General features: G+C 62.4%; 15 protein-coding genes. 9 read left to right on the forward strand and 6 right to left on the reverse strand.

Going from position 1 to position 18,992, the window contains the following annotated elements; translation table 11 throughout:
* The first annotated feature begins 7 nt into the window (after positions 1-7).
* The gene (locus RCI06_RS05230) at positions 8-667 is read left to right on the forward strand and encodes a YitT family protein (protein ID WP_101549976.1); all 660 of its coding nucleotides are present in this window, start codon (positions 8-10) and stop codon (positions 665-667) included.
* Between the two features lie 59 nt (positions 668-726).
* Here the strand turns inward: RCI06_RS05230 and RCI06_RS05235 are convergent, their stop codons facing one another.
* Positions 727-1,563, reverse strand: coding sequence for a class B sortase (locus tag RCI06_RS05235; RefSeq protein WP_277138547.1), 837 nt, complete (start codon positions 1,561-1,563; stop codon positions 727-729).
* A gap of 137 nt (positions 1,564-1,700) precedes the next feature.
* Here RCI06_RS05235 and RCI06_RS05240 point away from each other — a divergent pair, with 137 nt between their 5' ends.
* The 3 genes from RCI06_RS05240 to RCI06_RS05250 all read left to right on the forward strand — a co-directional run bounded on the left by RCI06_RS05240 (position 1,701) and on the right by RCI06_RS05250 (position 4,209).
* Positions 1,701-3,197 carry a polysaccharide biosynthesis C-terminal domain-containing protein gene (locus RCI06_RS05240; protein WP_276870164.1) on the forward strand — a complete coding sequence of 499 codons (1,497 nt, stop codon included), beginning with the start codon at positions 1,701-1,703 and terminating at the stop codon, positions 3,195-3,197.
* A gap of 94 nt (positions 3,198-3,291) precedes the next feature.
* Entirely contained in the window at positions 3,292-3,732 is a 441-nt protein-coding gene (locus tag RCI06_RS05245) for a cell wall hydrolase (protein WP_101549970.1), read from the forward strand.
* Between the two features lie 15 nt (positions 3,733-3,747).
* A complete protein-coding gene (locus RCI06_RS05250) occupies positions 3,748-4,209 on the forward strand; it encodes a hypothetical protein (protein ID WP_306574787.1) in 462 nt (153 codons plus the stop codon).
* Between the two features lie 46 nt (positions 4,210-4,255).
* Here the strand turns inward: RCI06_RS05250 and RCI06_RS05255 are convergent, their stop codons facing one another.
* From RCI06_RS05255 to RCI06_RS05275, 5 genes are all read right to left on the reverse strand, one after another.
* The gene (locus RCI06_RS05255) at positions 4,256-5,581 is read right to left on the reverse strand and encodes an MATE family efflux transporter (protein WP_306574790.1); all 1,326 of its coding nucleotides are present in this window, start codon (positions 5,579-5,581) and stop codon (positions 4,256-4,258) included.
* A 263-nt stretch (positions 5,582-5,844) separates the two neighbouring features.
* A complete protein-coding gene (locus tag RCI06_RS05260; protein ID WP_101549966.1) occupies positions 5,845-7,176 on the reverse strand; it encodes a uracil-xanthine permease family protein in 1,332 nt (443 codons plus the stop codon).
* A 152-nt stretch (positions 7,177-7,328) separates the two neighbouring features.
* Complete coding sequence (locus RCI06_RS05265) at positions 7,329-9,644, reverse strand: xanthine dehydrogenase family protein molybdopterin-binding subunit (protein ID WP_101549964.1); 2,316 nt, start codon at positions 9,642-9,644, stop codon at positions 7,329-7,331.
* A complete protein-coding gene (locus RCI06_RS05270; RefSeq protein ID WP_101549961.1) occupies positions 9,641-10,126 on the reverse strand; it encodes a (2Fe-2S)-binding protein in 486 nt (161 codons plus the stop codon). The genes RCI06_RS05265 and RCI06_RS05270 overlap by 4 nt, the downstream gene beginning before the upstream one ends.
* A 13-nt stretch (positions 10,127-10,139) precedes the next feature.
* The gene (locus tag RCI06_RS05275) at positions 10,140-10,985 is read right to left on the reverse strand and encodes a xanthine dehydrogenase family protein subunit M (RefSeq protein ID WP_306574794.1); all 846 of its coding nucleotides are present in this window, start codon (positions 10,983-10,985) and stop codon (positions 10,140-10,142) included.
* Positions 10,986-11,748: 763 nt separating this feature from the next.
* Here RCI06_RS05275 and RCI06_RS05280 point away from each other — a divergent pair.
* The 5 genes from RCI06_RS05280 to RCI06_RS05300 all read left to right on the forward strand — a co-directional run bounded on the left by RCI06_RS05280 (position 11,749) and on the right by RCI06_RS05300 (position 18,977).
* Positions 11,749-12,954, forward strand: a complete 1,206-nt coding sequence (locus tag RCI06_RS05280) for a CaiB/BaiF CoA-transferase family protein (protein ID WP_101549957.1) — start codon at positions 11,749-11,751, stop codon at positions 12,952-12,954.
* 5 nt (positions 12,955-12,959) lie between these two features.
* Positions 12,960-14,471: an amidase family protein gene (locus RCI06_RS05285; RefSeq protein ID WP_306574797.1), complete on the forward strand. Its 1,512-nt coding sequence runs from the start codon at positions 12,960-12,962 to the stop codon at positions 14,469-14,471.
* Between the two features lie 74 nt (positions 14,472-14,545).
* Positions 14,546-16,066 (forward strand): acyl-CoA carboxylase subunit beta, encoded by a 1,521-nt coding sequence (locus tag RCI06_RS05290; protein WP_101549953.1) that lies wholly within the window; start codon positions 14,546-14,548, stop codon positions 16,064-16,066.
* A 336-nt stretch (positions 16,067-16,402) separates the two neighbouring features.
* A complete protein-coding gene (locus tag RCI06_RS05295) occupies positions 16,403-18,070 on the forward strand; it encodes a PucR family transcriptional regulator (RefSeq protein WP_101549951.1) in 1,668 nt (555 codons plus the stop codon).
* Positions 18,051-18,977 carry a DUF2877 domain-containing protein gene (locus RCI06_RS05300; RefSeq protein ID WP_276870179.1) on the forward strand — a complete coding sequence of 309 codons (927 nt, stop codon included), beginning with the start codon at positions 18,051-18,053 and terminating at the stop codon, positions 18,975-18,977. Before RCI06_RS05295 ends, RCI06_RS05300 begins: the two co-directional genes overlap by 20 nt.
* The last annotated feature ends 15 nt before the right edge of the window (positions 18,978-18,992 follow it).

Consider the following 18,992-nt stretch of genomic DNA (forward strand, 5'->3'; position numbering starts at 1 on the left):
TCCGACCATGAAACCAGCCTATCCGGCGCGCGAATTCATCCTGCGGGTCCTCTACTTCTGCCTCGGCACCGCCGTTTGCGCGCTCGGCTGCTCGGCGTTCGTCCTGTCCGGCATCGGGACCGACCCGTTCAGCATGCTCATGCAGGGGGTGGCGCGCACCGCCCACATCTCCAACGGCGCCGCCCACATCGCCATCAACTTCACCCTGCTGGTCCTCTATTTCTTCATCGACCGCAAATATATCCGCGCGGGCACCTTCGCCGCCCTCTTTATCACCGGGCCGATGATCGACGCCGCAAGCCGCCTGCTCCGCGGCGTCATCCACGAGGGCCTGCCCTTCCCGGTGCGCGTCGTCATCGTGCTGGCGAGCTGCGCGCTCATCGCGCTTGGGCTTTCCGCCTCCATCAACGCGAGCGTCGGCGTCGGCGCGAACGACTCGCTGGCGATCCTCCTGAGCGACAAGCTGCACCTCCAGTTCCGCTGGATGCGCGTCGCGGTCGACCTCACCTTCGTCGTCAGCGGGCTCCTGCTCGGCGGCGTCATCGGGGTGGGCACCGTGATTACCGCCCTGCTCACCGGGCCGATCGTCCAGTTTTTCATGCCGCGCACCGCGCGGCTGCTCTATTCCATCCTGCGCCGCCTGACGCCGCAGGCCGAATCCGCGTGATAACGAAACCAAAAAGCCGCCTCCCGGGCCTTCCGGGAGGCGGCTTTTTTACGCGCCCGCTACTTCACAAAGGCGGGGAGCTTGGGATTTTCATTCTTGACGAGATTCGCCGTCTCGTGGTAGCCCTCCCCCTCCCGTACAAGCCGTCCCATCACGACGAAGCGCTGGTCGGGGTTCTGGGTATAGGTGCCGTATTTGTAGCTGCAGGTCGAAAGGGAGAGGATCCGGTCCTCCGGCGTCACCTCGACGTCGTAGGCATATTCCGACCGCGCCTTCACGTCGCCGATGAGGGCATTGAAACGCTCGTCGGAATACTCGGCCATGTGGTAGGGCACGGGCGAGGTCTCCGCCTCGCAGTAAAAGACCGCGAAGATTTCAAAGACGTGGGCCGCGCCCTCGGTGGTCAGGTAGACATAGGGGGTCTTTTTAGCGAGCTCGATGTCCTCGAGCTTCAAAAGCTGCGCGAATTTGGCGCCCTCGGGGTCGTCCTTCACCCCCATCGGACTGCCAAGGTTGTGACCATAAATGATCGTGTTCTGCGCCAGGTCCGCGCCGTTGTCGAACATCACGCTCTCGTAGTCCATATAGTAGCAGCCCTCGTAGGCATAGTTCTTTTTGACGTCCCGCCGCAGGTAATAGTCATTGTTGGTCGTCTGCACGACCGCCTCGTTGATCGTGGTGTTGGGCAGGGTGAGCCAGCCGACCACGTCGGAATTCTGCCTGACCGCGTCCGCCAGCTCTGCGGAGACGTTCGGAAGCGCCGGGCGGTAGTTCCCCGACTGGTCGTATTCGCCGTCCTGGGTCGTGCCCTGGCCGCCGGATTTTTTGCAGCCCGCGCAGGAGACGAGCAGCGCGGCCGCAAGCAGCAGGGCGGTCCATCGCATGGTAGTTTTCATGGGAACGCTCCTTTTCTCGCAGTTGATACCGCTAGTTTGTGCAAAAAAAGGGCGTTCTAAAAAGGGAAAGGTTGGGTTGGGCTTTTTGCCGCGGTTTTTTCATATACCTTATTATCAAACAAGTCCGTGGTGAAACTATGAAAAAAATACAGCGTTTTTTCCTCAACGCCATGATCATGACCGCGACCTCGCTGCTCATGAACGCCGTGGGCGTCTGGTTCAACCTCTATATCTCCGGTAAGATCGGCGCGGAGGGGATGGGCGTCTTCCAGCTCATCATGTCGGTCTATTCCTTCACCGTCACCTTCGCGGCGTCGGGCATCAACCTCGCGTCGACGCGGCTCGTCGCGGAGGAGGCCGCCAGCCCCAACGGCAACGTCAAGGGCGCGATGCGCCGCTGCTTCGGCTACGCGCTGCTCTTCGGCGGCGCGGCGTCCCTCTTCCTCTTTTTCGCCGCGCCCTTCATCGGGGAGACCTGCCTCGGCAGCGTCCAGACCGTCCGCCCCCTCAAGACCATGGCGCTCTCGATGCCCTTCATCGCGATGTCCTGCGCGCTGAACGGTTACTTTACCGCCGTCGGACGGGTGGCCAAATCCGCCGCCTCGCAGATCTTCGAGCAGTTTTTGAAGATCAGCCTCTCGATCGTCGGCCTCACCTTCCTGATGCCGCCCGGCCTTGAATACGCCTGCCTCGCCATCACCGGCTCGGGCGTGATCGCCGAGGGGCTCTCCTTCGTGAGTTCTCTGGTCCTCTACCTCGGGGACAGCCGGGGCTTCCGCCGGAAGGGCGCGCCCAAAAACCGCCTGACCGGACGGCTGTTCGGCATCGCGCTGCCCATGGCGATGAGCTCCTACCTGCGCTCGGGGCTCGCCACCGTCAAAAACCTGCTCGTCCCCGTCCGGCTTCAGGCGGGCGGGCTCGCGGCGGGCGCCTCCTTCGCCGTCTTCGGCGCGGTGCACGGCATCGCCCTGCCGGTCATCCTCTTCCCCGCCGCCTTCCTCAACTCCTTTTCCAGCCTCATCGTCCCCGAGATCGCCCAGCGCCACAGCCGCGGGCAGAGCATCTCCCACCTCATCCAGCGGATGTTCGCCCTTAACCTGTGCTGCTCGATCGGGGTGTGCGGCGTGCTCTTCGCCTTCTCCCATGAAATCGGCGCGGCGGTGTCGCAGAACCCCGACGTGGGCGTCTACATCCGCCTGCTCGCACCCGTCATCCCCGTCATGTACCTCGACACCGCCGTCGACTGTATGCTCAAGGGGATGGACGAACAGCTCTCGGTCATGCGCTACAACGTCGCCGACGCCGCCATCAGCATGGTGCTCGTCTACCTGCTGCTGCCCGTCCTCGGCATCAAGGGCTATATCCTCGTCATCGTTTTGAGCGAGGTCTTCAACTTCTCCCTCAGCCTCGGGAGACTCATTCGTGTCGCAAAGTTCGAGGTCGACATCACCGAGCGGGTCGTGAAGCCCCTGCTCTGCGCCGCCATCTCGGTGCTCGCCGCGCGCATCCTCTCCCGCGCGGGGCTGCCGCTGCCCGGCTCCCCCATCGGGTTCGCACTCCTGCTTGCCCTGGTTTCCACCGGGTGTTATCTCCTCCTCCTGCACCTGGCGGGCTGCGACCCGCGCCGCGTGTAAAATCGCGCATAGGGACAGGCAAGCCCGTCATATCCATGATACCGGGCGGGCTTTTCGCCCGCAGTGAAATGTGAAAACGGAAGGAGGGCTTTCCATGCCGCTGACGGACCGGGAACTGTTTGCCCGGCTGATCCAGTGCGAGGCGGGCGGAGAGGGGGACACCGGGATGAAGGCGGTGGCCAGCGTCGTGATGAACCGCGTGAACGCGCCGGGCGGGGAATACAAGCGCATCGGGCAGGGCAGCATCCGCAAAATCCTCTACCAGACGGGGCAGTTCGTCTGCATGTCCGAGACCGAACGGGGCTCCTACAACGCCCAGAACGTCTACAACATGCGGCCCGAACAGATCCACTACGACATTGCCGATTGGGCGATCGCCGGCAACCGCCTGATGGACCTGGGGCAGGCGCTCTGGTTTTTCAACCCCTTCTCCGCCAGCTGCCGGCAGAATTTCCCCAGCAGCATCGGCTATCTGGTCACGCGGATCGGCGACCACTGTTTTTACAATCCCACCGACGCTTATTACGAAACATAGAAAGAGGGGTATCATATGGCAAACGGCGACAACAACCTGAACTTCGGGCCATTCGAAAGCCAGCAGGCGGAGGAGAACCCGCAGAATAACGAGGAGGTTTTTCTCGGCTCCTTTTCCTCCATCCTGCAGGCGAACCTCGGCGCCTATGTGATCTGCGAATTCCTGATCGGCACCAACGGCCTGGAACGCAAGGAGGGCTACCTCTATTCTGGCGGCATCAACTACATCACCCTTTACCAGCCGAGCGAGGAGCAGTATACCGTCTGCGACCTCTACTCCCTCAAGTTCGTCACCTTTGTCGACACCCGTCTCAGGCCGCGGCAGGACCTGCCCGGCGCGGCCGGACAGCGCTACCTGCCCCCGCAGGCGGTCCCCGGCACCATGACCAATCCCGTCCCCGGCGGTTCGGGCGCCCCGGGCGGCGGATTCCCCGGCCCCGGCATGGGCGGCAGGGGCTATCCCCGCATGAGCCGGTAAACCAGCAAAAAAAGCGTGCGGCTTTCGCCGCACGCTTTTTACGTGTTCAGATCAGCTGGTGGTTCATCCATCTGCCGCGCAACAGGCGGGCCATAAACATGGCCGCGCGGAAGACCCAGTCGATGATCATCGCGACCCACACCCCGAGCAGCCCCATCCCGAGATAGCGGCCGAGGATATAGCTGAAGATCACCCGGAACACCCACATCGATACGACCGACGTGATCATCGTGTACTTCACGTCGTTGGCGGCGCGCAGGCCGTTCGGCAGGGCGAAGGACATCGGCCAGAAGAGGATGTTGCCGAGCGCGCAAACGAGGCAGATCTGCCAGGCCGCCTCCGCCGTCGCCGCCGAAAGCCCGAACAGCCCGATGATCGGGTGCAGCGCAAAAATCAGGATCAGGTTGAGCAGCAGGTTCATCCCGTGCGCCGCGCCGACCAGCCCCAGCATGTATTTTTTGGCCTGTGGGAACTCCCCCGCGCCCACGCACTGCCCCACGACCGTCACCATCGCCAGGCTGACCGCCGCACCCGGCATCTGGGACATCGTCATGACGCTGTTGCCCACCGCGTTCGCCGCGATCGCCACCGTTCCGAAGGTCGTAATCAGCCCCGCCACCATCAGCTTGCCGATGTGGAACATGCTGTTCTCCAGCCCGTTGGGCACCCCGATGCGCAGGATGCTTTTGATCATTGCCGGGCGCCACTCGAGCTTTTTGAGTTCGTCGAGGTAGATGCGGTTATTGTGGTGGCAGAGCACCGCCAGCAGGAACGCCGCCGACACCCCGCGCGCGATCAGCGAGCCGAGCGCCGCGCCCGCCGCGCCCAGCCGCAGCCCGTAAATGAAGAGCGCGTTGAAGGAGATGTTGACGATGTTCATGACGAGCGCCGCCATCATCGAGATCTTTGAGTTTCCCTGCGCGCGGAAGAGCGCGGCGCAGGCGTTATAGACCGCCATGAAGGGATAGGAGAGCGCCGAAAGCAGGAAATACACCTCGGCGTTCCCCATGACCGCGGCGTCCGCGCTGCCGAAGAGGGCGTGCAGGATGAATTTGCTGCCCGGCATGCAGACGGCGACCAGCCCGAAGGAGACGAGCGTCGTCACGGTCAAAAGCTGCTTGGCCGCCGCGTTCGCGCTGGGCTGGTCCTCCCGCCCGAGATACTGGGACGCCACGATCGACCCGCCCGTCGAGAGCGCCGCGAAGACGTTGAGCAGCAGCAGGTTGATCGAATCGACCAGCGAGACGCCCGAGACCGCCGCCTCCCCCACGCTCGACACCATGAAGGTATCCGCGATGCCGACCGTCGCCGCGAGCACCTGCTCGATGATCAGCGGGATGATCAGCCGCACCAAATCTCTTCTCGTAAACATCAGCAAACCGCACCTTCTCATAATCTGCAATCATTCTGCACCTTGTGCATAAAAATTGCAAGCCAATTTTTACATTTTGGCAGTTTGCCGGGGAGCGGACCGTGCCGCAATGTAAAATCTGTGTGAAATCCCGGTGGGGCGCCCGCGCCGCCTTCCAGCAAAAGGAAGGGCGGCCCTTTCCGTCGCCGGAAAGAGCCGCCCAACCCCGATTTCTGTAAGTTTGCAGAGAAATGGAGCAAAATCTCACAGACTTCTGATGGTTTTTAGAGGTCCGCATTCAGATCCTTGGTAGCCACGGTCTCGTATTCTTCCTCGTTAAAGATATAGTCGTTTCCGGGAAGAATCGCATTCAGCAGGATACCGAGGATTGCCGCGATCGCAAGGCCGCTGAGCGTGAAGCCCGCCCCGCCGATCTGGAAGGAGATGCCGCCGATGTTGTTGAAGCCGAGGCCGCTGACGAGGATGATCGCCGCAATCAGAACGTTGCGGGACTCGGTCAGGTCGACCTGGTTCTCAACCAGGTTGCGTACGCCGATGGCGGAGATCATGCCGTAGAGGATGAAGGAAACGCCGCCGATCGTCGCAGTCGGGATGGTATGGACGAACTCACCGAACTTCGGGATGAAGGAGAGCAGGATCGCCACAACGGCGGCGATTTCCATGACGATCGGGTCGTAGACCTTGGTCAGCGCCAGAACGCCGGTGTTCTCACTGTAGGTGGTATTCGCCGGGCCGCCGATGAGGCCGGCAAGGCTCGTGGCAAGACCGTCGCCGATGAGGGTGCGGTGCAGGCCGGGGTTCGCTAGGAAGTTGCGCTCGCAGGTCGCGCTGACCGCCGCGATGTCGCCGACATGCTCCATCATGGAGGCCAGCGAGATCGGGACCATGATCAGAATGGCGCTTACGTCAAACTTCGCAAGGGTGAACGGCGCGATACCGACAAAGTTCGCCGCCGCCAAGGCGGAGAAGTCAACATGCCCGGTGACCAGCGCCACAAGATAGGAAGCGATGATACCAAGCAGGATCGGGATGATTTTGACCATGCCGCGGCCAAAGACGTTTGCCACAAGGATCACGATGATCGCGACGACTGCCAGCAGCCAGTTGCCGCTCGCGTCGTTGATCGCGTTCGGAGCGAGGATCAGGCCGATGAGGATGATGATCGGGCCGGTAACGACCGGCGGGAAGAAGTGCATGATCCGCTTGATGCCGCACGCGCGGATCAGCGCCGCCAGAATAACATAGACCAGACCGGCGCAGACGATACCGCCGCAGGCGTACGGGAGCTTTTCAGCCTCCGTCAGCGCAACGCCGGCGGAATTGGTCAGCGGCAGTGCCTTGACAGCCGCGAAACCGCCGAGGAACGCGAAGGAAGAGCCCAGGAACACAGGCGCTTTCCGCTTGGTGATAAAGTGGAAAAGCAGCGTGCCGATACCGGCGCAGAAGAGCGTTACCTGTACATTCAATCCTGTGATGATCGGGACGATAACCGTTGCGCCAAACATCGCAAAGACGTGCTGCAGACCCAAAACAACCGTTTTCGGCCAGCCGAGTTCCTGCGGGGCATTATAGATTCCTCGATTGGTATTGGCCATTGACTTACCTCCTCAACATAGTATTAGCCTTGTCTCCATTTCTCTATGTATTTCAGGGCCGGGGCCCTTTATACCGTCATGCTGTCCAAAAACACACCTCCGGGCGGCCGGGCCGCATGGCTGCGGCCGCCCGGTCCTTATTTTCTTTAAGCCTACTGGGCTTTCTTCTCCTTGAGCGCCTTGAGCACGTCGTCGGCCCTGATCGGCATCCGGAAGAACCGGCACCCGATCGCGTTGGCCACCGCGTTGGCGATCGCCGGCGCGCCCGGTACCATGACCGGCTCGCCGATGCCGCGCGCTCCGTACGGGCCCGTCGGCTCCTCGTGCTCCGCGACGCGCACCGTCAGTTCGGGCATGTCGTCCGCGGTCGGGATCTTGTAGTCGACGAAGTTGCGGTTGAGGATCCGCCCGTCCTTGAGCATCAGCTCCTCAAAGAGCGCCGTGCCCAGGGCCTGCACCATCGCGCCCTCCACCTGCGCGTCGTAGAGCGCCGGGTTGATGACCTTTCCGGGGTCGAAGCAGGAGATCATCTTGAGCACGCGGATCTCGCCCGTGTCGGTGTTGACCTCGACCTCGGCGCCGTTGACGCCGACCGTCCAGAAGGCCACCGGCTTGGGGCTCTGGCCGGTCTCCTGGTCGTAGCCCACGTTGTTCGGGACCACGAAGGAGCCCTTGCCGATCAGCGGGCCGTGGATGCCCGACGCGTCGGGCAGGGTGAGCCCGAGCGCGAAGGTGCTCAGCGGGACCTTTTTGTCCTTGTGGATCTTATGCACCACATAGCCGTCCTTGAGCTCGAGGTCGCGCTTGCTGCATCCGAACTTGATCTGCGCCAGCTCGAGGATCTCGTTCTTCGCGTCCTCGGCGGCCAGTTTGACCGCGTTGCCCGCGCAGTAGGTGGTGCGGCTCGCGACCGTCTGCCACTCGTAAGGGGTGTGGTCGGTGTCGCCGGTGCGGATGGTGATCTTGCTCGGGTCGATGTCGAGCACCTCGGCGGCGATCTGGGTGAGCACCGTGTCGGAGCCCTGGCCGATGTCCTGGCCGCTCGTCATGAGCATAAAGGTGCCGTCCTCGTTCATGCGGATGATCGCGGCCGAGGCCACGTCGGTGGGCTGAGACGGCGATTTCCAGCCGCCCGCGATGCCCTTGGCACGAATGAGGTTGGGCGCGACCTGCTCGCAGGGCTTGTCGTACTCGAGTTCCTTGACAACCGTCTCGAGGCAGTCCTGATAGCCGCAGTCCTCGAGGATCTGGCCGGTCGCGGTGGCGCCGCCCGCCCGCAGTCCGTTGACCCGGCGGATGTCGACCTCCGACATGCCGATCTCGTGCGCGATCATATCGAGGTTCTGCTCGATGGCGAAGTGGATCTCACACATGCCGAAGCCCCTGTACGGGCCGCCGACCGGATGGTTGGTGTAGACGCAGTAGCTGTCGCACCAGATGTTGTCGATGTCGTAGGGGCCGGGGCAGGCGATGCCAGCCGCCTTGACGATGTTGACGCCGTACTCGGTGTAAGCGCCGCCGTCCCAGACATACTCGATCTTCTGGGCGAGGATCTTGCCGTCCGACTTGCGCACGCCGGTCTTGAGGGTCGCATAGACGCCCTGGCGGACATACGCGTCCTCGAACTCCTCCTCACGGGTGTAGGTCATCTTGACCGGGCGCCCGCAGTTGAGCATCGAGAGCGGGATGACGATGCCTTCGAGGGTGGTGCCCGCCTTGGAGCCGAAGCCGCCGCCGACGTACGGGGAGATGACCCGCACCTTGTTGAGCGGGATGTCGAAGGAGGTCGCCAGCGCCTGGCGCACCGCGAAGGGGGACTGGCAACTCGCCCACACGGTGAGCTTTCCGTCCGCCTCGTACTGCGCGACGGCCACATGCGGCTCGATGGGCACGTGCTGGACGTGCGGGATATAGAAGGTGTGCTCCGCGACGTAATCCGCCTCGGCAAAGCCCTTGTCGACGTCGCCCTTGCGGAGTTTGTAGTGGTGGGAGATGTTGGTACCCGGCACCGGGTGGAAGATCGGGGCGACCTTATAGGTGCCCAGGTCGGGATGGATGAGCGGCGCGTCCGGCTTCATGCCCTCGACCGGGTTGGTGACCGCCGGCAGCTCCTCGTACTCCACCTTGATCAGCTCGACCGCCGCCTTCGCGATGTCCAGCGTCTCCGCCGCCACCGCCGCGACGGCTTCGCCGCGGTATTTCGCGGTGCCCACCGCGAGGAAGTTTTTGTCCTCGAGGTAGAGGCCGCCGCGTTTCTTATAATAGTCGCCCGTGATGACGCTCTTCACGCCCGGCAGCTTCTCCGCCTCCGACGTGTCGATGCTCAGGATTTTCGCGTGCGCGTAGGGGCTGCGCTTCACCTGGGCGTAGAGCATCCGGGACATCCTGATGTCGTCCACGTATTTCGCCTGGCCGGTGACCTTCTTGACGCCGTCAACCCTGTCGATCGTTGTTCCGACTGTCCTCATTTGCGCTCGCCTCCTTCCGTATGTGCCGCAACGTCCTCGATGGCCTCGATGATCCGTTTGTAGCCGGTGCAGCGGCAGAGGTTGCCGCTGATGCCCGCCTTGATCTCGTCGCGGGTCGGGTGCGGATTCTCCTTCAGGAGCGCCGTGGCGGTCATCAGGAAGCCCGGCGTGCAGAAGCCGCACTGGAGCGCGGCATGCTTGATGAACGCTTCCTGCAGCGGGGAGAGGTTGCCCTTGCGGTCGGCCAGCCCCTCGACGGTGGTGATGTGCTTGCCGTCCAGCTCGGGCGCCAGCACGAGGCAGGCGTTGACCGGCTTGCCGTCCATGATGACGGTGCACGCGCCGCACTCGCCGGCGCCGCAGCCTTCCTTGGCGCCCGTGAGGTCGAGCTCCTCGCGCAGCACGGTGAGCATCGTTTTATTGGCGTCGACGTAGAGCTCGACCGGCTCCTCGTTGACGAAGAAATTGACCTGGTATTTCATATGTATCCCCTCCTTATTTCGCCAGGGCTTCGAGGCTTCTCTTGACGATCAGCCCCACGATGGTGACGCGGTATTCCTTGGAGGCGCGCACGTCGTCGATCGGCGCGACCTCGGTCTTGGCCAGCTCGGCCGCCTGCTCGATCAACGCGCCGTCCAGCTTTTTGCCGCGGAGCAGCTCCTCGGTCTTGACGAGCCGCAGAGGGGTGGGCGCGACGGAGCCGAACGCGATGCGCCAGTCGTCCCCGTCCCGCACCACGGTAGCGCAGACGGTGGAGAGGTCGACCTCGCGGCGGCGGGAGATCTTGGTGTACACGCCCTCCGAGCCCGCATGGTAGGGCACCCGGATGGCGGTGACGATCTCATCCTTTTTCAGCGCGGTCTTGCGCACGAAGATGAAGAATTCACGGATGGGAATCTCCCGCTTGCCCTCCGGGCCCTCGGCCAGGATCACCGCGTCGTTGGCGAGCAGCGGGGTGCCGGTATCGGCCAGCGGGGAGGCGTTGACGATGTTGCCGATGCAGGTCGCGCGGTTGCGCACCTGCTTGGAGCCGACCGACAGCGCCGCCTTGCCGAGGTAGGGATAGTACTTCTGGACGTACTCGTTGGCGCCGATCTCGTTCATCGTGACGCAGGCGCCGATGGTGAGGCCGGTCTTTTCGTCGAACGTGATCGTGTCCAGGCCGGGGATCTTCTTGATGTCGATCACGTACTCAGGGGCGATCAGGTTGTCGCGAAGCCGCACGACGACGTCGGTGCCGCCGTTAAAAACCACGGCGGAGTCCCCGTGCTCCGCCAGGAATGCAAGTGCTTCGGGCAAGGATTTTGGTGCTAAATAATTAAATTGTTTCACGATAAGCACTCCTTTTTAGGCATAATGTCACTACCACTAACCTTATTATACTGAGATGGGCAAATCATATCAATCGATTTTTTCCAAATTTTCTGTAATGAATAGATTTCGCAAGAGAATTTAGGCATTTTCGATCATATCGATTTATAAAAACTTCACAACATTTCATGGCGGACCGTCAGGTTTTTTGGGAATCGCACATTTGGCTTGGTCATACTTATGATTTTTGAAGGCCGCGTTTGTTTACGCACCTTATTAAAAAATCCCCGATATGCTGAAAAAATCACAATGCAGTTTGCCCGAAAAAAATTACGTTTTTTGTAATATTAGGCGTATTGCATAAATATTATTAACATTTTCTGTGATCAAAAGGCATTTTCTCCAGTTTACAAGTTGGGAATTATCCACTATAATGTAGATAACCTACAAATCGGATTTCCTCTTGAAAACGGCCGCGGTCACATCGAAAAGAAAGAATTTCCTTCTTTACCATGCAAAATCGTCCGGCCGGCGGCGGAAGGCTCCTTTCCGCCCCCTTTTCGTGACCCTGCGGGGTGGATGGGACGGATGCGCGGCATTTTGGGAAGAATCCACAAGATTCCCATGGATTTATTGCTGTAAGTATAGCACATGATATGGAGTTATTACAACAGGTAATTGATTTCGTCTCAAAAACCGCCGGCGGGGCCGGCTTTCTCATAGGGCCGGCGCGGCAAACGGCGGCCGGCCGTGGAAGATTGTATACATTATATGAAACGGGAGGAATCACACTATGACAACCAAACCACTGAGCGGCATCAAGGTGCTGGATATGACCAAGGTCCTCGCGGGCCCCTATTGCGGCATGATGCTGCGCAACCTCGGCGCCGAGGTCATCCACTGCGAGATGCCCGGTTCGGGCGACGACGCCCGCGCCTACGGCCCCTATGTGGAAGGGCAGAGCATCTACTTTTTGAGCATCAACCGCGGCAAGAAGAGCCTCGAAGTCAACGCCAAGACCCCCGAGGGCAAAAAGGTGCTGACCGACCTGGTCAAGAACGTGGACGTGTTCGTTCAGAACTTCAAGCCCGGCGCGCTCGACAAGATGGGCTTCGGCTATGAGGACGTCAAGAAGATCAATCCCCGCTGCGTGTATGTTGCGATCTCCGGCTTCGGCCAGACCGGCCCCTATTCCGGCAGGCCCGCCTACGATATGATCGTCCAGGCGATGGGCGGCGTCATGAGCATCACCGGCGAGCCGAACGGAAACCCCGTGCGCGTCGGCACCTCGATCGGCGACATCATCGCCGGCATGATGGGCGCCTACGGCGCGCTGGCCGCCCTCTATGAGCGCGAAAAGACCGGCGAGGGCCAGCTTGTCGACATCTCGATGCTCGACTGCCAGGTCGCCATCCTCGAGAACGCCATCGCCAAGTACTCCGCGACCGGCCAGGTCGCGCGGCCGCTCGGACTCAAGCACCCGTCCATCACCCCCTTCGAGGCCTACCGCACCAAGGACAGCTGGGTCATCGTCGCCGCCGGCAACAACAAGCTCTTCGCCAAGTTCTGCGAGGTCACCGGCCGCCAGGAGCTCATCAACGATCCCAAGTTCTCCACCAACCCCGAGCGCAACAAGCATATGCAGGAGCTCAGCGACCTGATGCAGGAGCGGATCAAGGACAAAACCACCGACGAGTGGCTCAAGATCTTCGTCGACAACGGCATCCCCTGCGGCCCGATCAACTCGATCGACCGGCTGTTCGAGGACCCGCAGATCAACTACCGCAACATGCTCGTCGAAGTCGAGCAGACCCACATGGGCAAGGTCAAGGTCGCGGGCAACCCGGTCAAGCTGAGCACCGTCCCGCCCGAGGATGAGCTCCCCAGCGAGCCCGCCCCGCAGGTCGGCGAACACAACGTCGAGGTCCTGCGCGACATCCTCGGCTATTCGGAGGACGACATCAAGGCCTACATCGACACGCTGCCGAAGAAGGAGTGAGCGCCATGACCGACGAGAGATGCGAGAACCACAACGGGAAACCCTTCGTGCTCGAGGAGGCGACCGTCGCCTCCGTCCATGAGGCGATGCTCGACGGGCGCCTCACCTGCCGCCGGCTCATCGAGGGCTGCCTCGCCCGCGTCGAGGCCTATGACAAAAAGGGCCCCGAGCTCAACGCGGTCATCCTCGTGAACCCCCACGCGCTCGAGGAGGCCGACCGCCTCGACGAGCGGTTCCAGGCCGACGGGCTGACCGGCCCGCTCCACGGCATCCCCGTCCTGCTCAAGGACAACTGCGAAACCTTCGACATGCCGACCACCGCGGGCTCCCTCTCCCTCGAGGGGTTCGAGACCCACAAGGACGCCTATATCACCAAAAAGCTCCGCGAGGCGGGGGCGGTCATCATCGCCAAGACGAACCTGCATGAGTTCGCCGTCTGGGGTGAGACGATCAGCTCGATCCTCGGCCAGAGCTACAACCCCTACGACCACACCCGCACCCCCGGCGGCTCGTCGGGCGGCACGGGCGCGGGGCTGGCGGCCAACTATGGCATCGTCGGCATCGGTACCGACACGATCAACTCGATCCGCTCCCCCTCCTCCGCCTGCTCCCTCGTGGGCATCCGCCCCACCATCGGGCTGGTGAGCCGGGACGGCATCGTCCCCTATTCGCTGACGCAGGACACCGCGGGCCCGCTCGCGCGCACCGTGGCGGATGCCGCCGCCGTGCTCGACGTGATCGCCGGCAGCGACCCGAAGGACCCCGTCACCGAGGCCTGCCTCGGCAAGATCCCGGCGAGCTACCTCGACTACCTCGACGACGAGGGTCTGCGCGGCAGGCGTATCGGCGTGCTGCGCAGCTTCTTCGGCCCCGACGACGACCTGCACCGCGAGGTCAACGCCTGCATGGAAAAGAGCCTTCAGATTATGCGGGACGCCGGCGCGGAGCTTGTCGACATCGCCGAAAAGATCGACTCGGGCTACCTCGTCAAGAACGTCAGCGTACATATTCACGACCTCAAGACCCACCTCGGCCAGTACCTCGAGGGCTTCGGCGACGCGGCCCCCATCCACTCGCTGGCCGACGTGCTCGCCAGCGGCAAGTACCACCCCGGCCTCAAGAGCAACCTCGACGAGGCGATGGGCTACGACGTGGGAACCCCCGCCTACAACGAGCGCCTCAAAAAGCGCGCCGAGCTCCAGAAGCAGGTGCTCGCGATCATGGACGAATACGCGATCGACGCGATCGTCTACCCGCACCAGCAGCAGCTCGTCTGCAAGACGGGCGGCAGCCAGCAGGAGCGCAACGGCGTCATCGGCTCGGTGACCGGCTATCCCGCAGTCGTCGTGCCCGCCGGCTTCTCCACCCCCTCGGACGACGCCCCCATCGGCGTGCCGGTCGGCATGGAGATTCTCGGGCGCCCCTTCGCGGAGCCGCAGCTCATTTCGATCGCCTACGGGTTCGAGCAGCACAGCCACCTGCGCCGCCCGCCCCTTTCCACGCCGCCGCTCGCGTGACGACCCCCGCCGGGCTTCCCGGCGAAACTCCCGGCCGCCGCGCCGGTACCAGACTATGAAGGGATGGAACCAAAATGAATAAGATCGAAGACCTTGTTGCCCGCAAAACAGCGATCTACCAGGGCAACGCCAAGGCGATCGAAAAGCAGCACGCCGGCGGAAAGCTGACCGCCCGCGAGCGGCTCGGGCTGCTCTTTGACCCGGGCACCTTCGTCGAGATGGACACCTTTGTCACCCACCGCTGCACCTACTTCGACATGCCCCAGAAGCACCAGCCGACCGACGGCGTCGTCTGCGGCTACGGCAAGGTCGACGGCCGCGTCGTCTTCGCCTACGCGCAGGACTTCACGATCATGGGCGGCTCGCTCGGCGAGATGCAGGCCAACAAGATCTGCCACGTGCTCGAGGCCGCCCGCAAGGTCGGCGCGCCCGTCGTCGGCATGAACGACTCGGGCGGCGCGCGCATCCAGGAGGGCATCGACGGCCTCTCCGGCTACGGCAAGATCTTCTTCCGCAACACCGCCGCCTCGGGCGTCGTCCCCCAGATCACCGCGATCATGGGGCCCTGCGCCGGCGGCGCGGTCTACTCCCCCGCGCTCACCGACTTCATCTTCATGGTCGACAAGACCAGCAAGATGTTCATCACCGGCCCCGACGTCATCAAGACGGTCACCGGCGAGGTCGTCACCGGCGAGGACCTCGGCGGCGCGACCACCCACAACAAGAAGAGCGGCGTCGCCCACTTCATGACCCAGAACGACCAGGACTGCATCGCGCAGATCAAGCGCCTGCTCTCCTTCCTGCCCTCCAACTGGAAGGCAAAGGCCCCTGAGATCGACTTCGGCGACGATCCCTACCGCCTCGTGCCCGAGCTGGCCACCATCCTGCCCGACAACGCCAACCGCGCCTACAACATGTACGACGTGATCCGCGGCATCGTCGACCGGGGCGACTACATGGACTACCAGCCGCTCTACGCAACCAACATGATCACCTGCTTCGCGCACATCAACAAGCAGGCGGTCGGCATCATCGCCAACCAGCCGAAGGTCGGCGCGGGCTGTCTCGACATCAACGCCTCCGACAAGGCCGCGCGGTTCATCCGCACCTGCGACGCGTTCGGCCTGCCGCTGCTCACCATCGTCGACGTGCCCGGCTTCCTGCCCGGCACCCACCAGGAGTACGGCGGCATCATCCGCCACGGCGCCAAGATGCTCTACGCCTACAGCGAGGCCACCGTGCCCAAGGTCACCCTCATCCTGAGGAAGGCCTACGGCGGCGCCTACCTCGCGATGTGCTGCCGGGAGCTCGGCGCGGACGTTTCCTTCGCGTGGCCTGACGCGGAGATCGCCGTCATGGGCCCCGAGGGCGCGGCCAACATCATCTTCCGCAAGGAGGGCCCCGAGCAGCGCGCCCAGTCGATCGAGCAGTACAAGGCCGAGTTCGCCACCCCCTACAAGGCGGCCGAGCACGCCTTTGTCGACGACGTCATCCACCCCGCCGAGAGCCGCCAGAAGATCGTCGCGGCGTTCGAGATGCTGCGCGGCAAGGAACAGTCGATCCCCGAGAAGAAGCACGGCAACATTCCGCTCTGATTTGCGTGTCCCTCCCCCTGTGCCGCCGTCCCGCCCGTCAGGCGGGCGGGACGGCGGCCCCTCCTGAGAAGGTTTTGTGAGGTTGTAAAAGTTCCACAGCGTTTTGCGCTCTAAAAATTGGCATTCCTTTAACAATTCGTTTATTTTTCCGACTTCTTTGGCTATTTTCACAATTTTTTGGGCCATTTATATTGAAAAACTCCTATGTCAAAGTCGATCAAAACAAAGCGAATTTTTCTACATTGTATATTTTACACAACAAATGTTGACTTCGCTTTTTTTAATAGTATGATGAAAGTAATGACAGGGTAAGCCGGTCCGTTAGGAGGTTCCCCCATGGATAAAACATACGGCATTTCTGTCAGGTCGGTGCTCGAGATGGAGGTTCTCCAGGGCGCCAAGCTGATCGCGGGCAGGGGCGGCCTCGACCGCGTCGTCACCTCGATGAACGTCATGGAGGTGCCCGACATCATCGACTGGGTGAGCGGCGGGGAGCTGATCGTCACCACCGCCTATTCGATCAAGGACGATGTGGAAAAGCTCGTCGAGCTGGTCCCCGCCCTCAACAGTCGCGGCGTCGTGGGGCTGGGCATCAAGCCCAAGCGGTATATCCGCGAAACCCCGCAGGCGGTCATCAACGCCGCCAACGCGCTTTCCTTCCCCATCTTTGAGATCCCGCCGGAGGTTTCCTTCTCCAAGATCATCACCCCCGTGCTGACCACCATCGTCAACAACCAGGCGCAGGTGCTCATGGACATCTACGACCTGCAGAAGTCGCTCACCGCGACGATGCTCAGCGGCGGGAACCTCCAGGCGATCACCCAGACGCTGCACAACCGCTACGGCAACAGCGTCGCCATCTACAACGAGTTCTTCTCCTCCTACGTCATCTCCGCCACCTACAGTCGCCGCGACGCGATCTACCGCCAGATGGAAAACTGCGTGCGGGACAATTCCGGCGAGCGGCACGGCAGCGACAACGCCCTGAGCTGGCGGGAGCTGTGCAAGGTGGACGGGCGGGAGTGCAGCAAGATCACCGTCCCCATCTACAGCGACAAGAAGCTCTACGGCTACATCTTCATGTGGGAGGACAACCGCGAGGTCACCAGCGTGGACCTGGCCGTCATCGAAGCCTCCACCTCGCTGATCGCGCTGGAGATGCTCAAAAAGATCTCCCTCTTCGAGATGGAGAACAACCACAAGGTCTCCTTCCTCGACGACCTGCTCGTCAACGACGAGCTCAGCCAGCGCAAGGCGCTGGCCAACGCCGAATACTTCGATTTCGACATCGAGGCCATCCACCAGGTGGCGGTGGTCCAGGTGATTAATTCGCACAACTCCCTCTCCCTTTCCAACGGCGCGCTCTACAAGATGAACAACAACATCGTGCGCGTCCTGCGCCGCCTGTCGCGCAGCGCCTCCTACAAGCTGCTCTTCGTCAACAAGTGCGACAACATCGTGCTCGTCTTTGAGCAGAGCTCCCGTTCTCCCGCGCTCTGCAAGCAGGAGGTCTCCCAGTTCATGGAAGTCTTCGGCAAGGCGCTCGCGGACGACGGGCTGCTCGAGTTCATCAGCATCGGGATCGGCAGGGCCTACCCCGACACCGCGGACCTGTGGAAAAGCTGCTCCGAAGCCAAGCGCGCCGCCGGGTGCGGTTCGGTGGGCGGGGTGCGGGTCCACTATTTCGAGGATATGGGCGTCTACCGCTTCCTCTCCTGCGACACCCTCCAGAACGAGCTGCAGTCCTTCTACACCGAGACCCTCAAGGTCCTCGTCGACTACGACCGCGACCACGACTCCGAGCTCGTGCGGACGCTCCAGACCTACTTCAAGTGCGGGGGCAATCTCAAAAAACTCGCGGAGGAGCTGGGCGTCCACTACAACACCGTCGCCTACCGCATCCAGCGGATCAAGGAACTTGCCGGCGTGAGCTTCGACAACGCCGACCAGCTTCTCAATCTGCAGATCGCGCTGAAGATTTATGATGTGCAGAGAGACAGATGAAGGCGCGGTCCCGGCACTGGAGGTCTGCCACAGCCTGCGCAGATCGATCCCCGCCGGGGGCTGTCCCGCAACCGTTCACTCCGTTTTTGACCGGGCGGTCAACCTTGTCACCCCCCTCGGGCTCGTGACGCTGCTTCCCAAATGCCGCCCGCTCTATCCCTTTTCGGTGCGCATCGACACCGACATCCCCTTCCCCGCCCTCGGGCTGCGGCCCGATATGAGCGCGATGCTCCTGCCGGGGGAGGCGTCCGCCGGGACGCTGCGCGTGGATCTGACGAACGCCTTGGACACCGACCTTTCGGTGCTCGAACGCAAGGAGCTGATCGTCCCGCCCGACCTGTCCGACAGGCTCGAACGCCTCGCGGGGGTCATCGGCGAGGAGGGCAAGCCGGAGGGCATGGCGCCGCTCGTCTTCCACCTGGAGGAGGGGTCTTCCGCGGATTATGCGGAGCGCTTCCCCCACAACCACTACACCGCTTTTCTGCTTCCCCGCGTCCGGCGCCTCTTCGACGCGCTGCACACGGGGCAGATCGTGGAAATCTCCGCGGCGGCCGGCGCGATGGCCGGCTGCGGGCCGGGCCTCACCCCCTCCTCCGACGACTTTCTGTGCGGGATGATGGCGGCGATGCTCGCCCGGGGCGGCGCGCGGGGCCGCGTGCTCCGCACGATGGACATCACCCAGCGCATGGGCTGCGCCGCGCGCGTCAAAACCAACGTCATCAGCGGCAGCTTCCTCATCCGCTCATCGCAGGGCCTGCTCTCCGCGGACGTGCTCGACACGGTCGGGCAGCTCTTTTCAAACGGACCCACGCAGTCGCTCGAAAGCGCTGCTTCCAGAGTCATAACCTTTGGGGAAACGTCCGGGACGGACATCCTCAGCGGTATCTATTTCGGCGCAAAAATCTAACATATTGGAGGAATC

It is taken from the genome of Anaerotruncus massiliensis (ex Togo et al. 2026) (genome assembly GCF_030825285.1).
Classification (GTDB): Bacteria; Bacillota; Clostridia; order Oscillospirales; family Ruminococcaceae; genus Anaerotruncus; species Anaerotruncus massiliensis.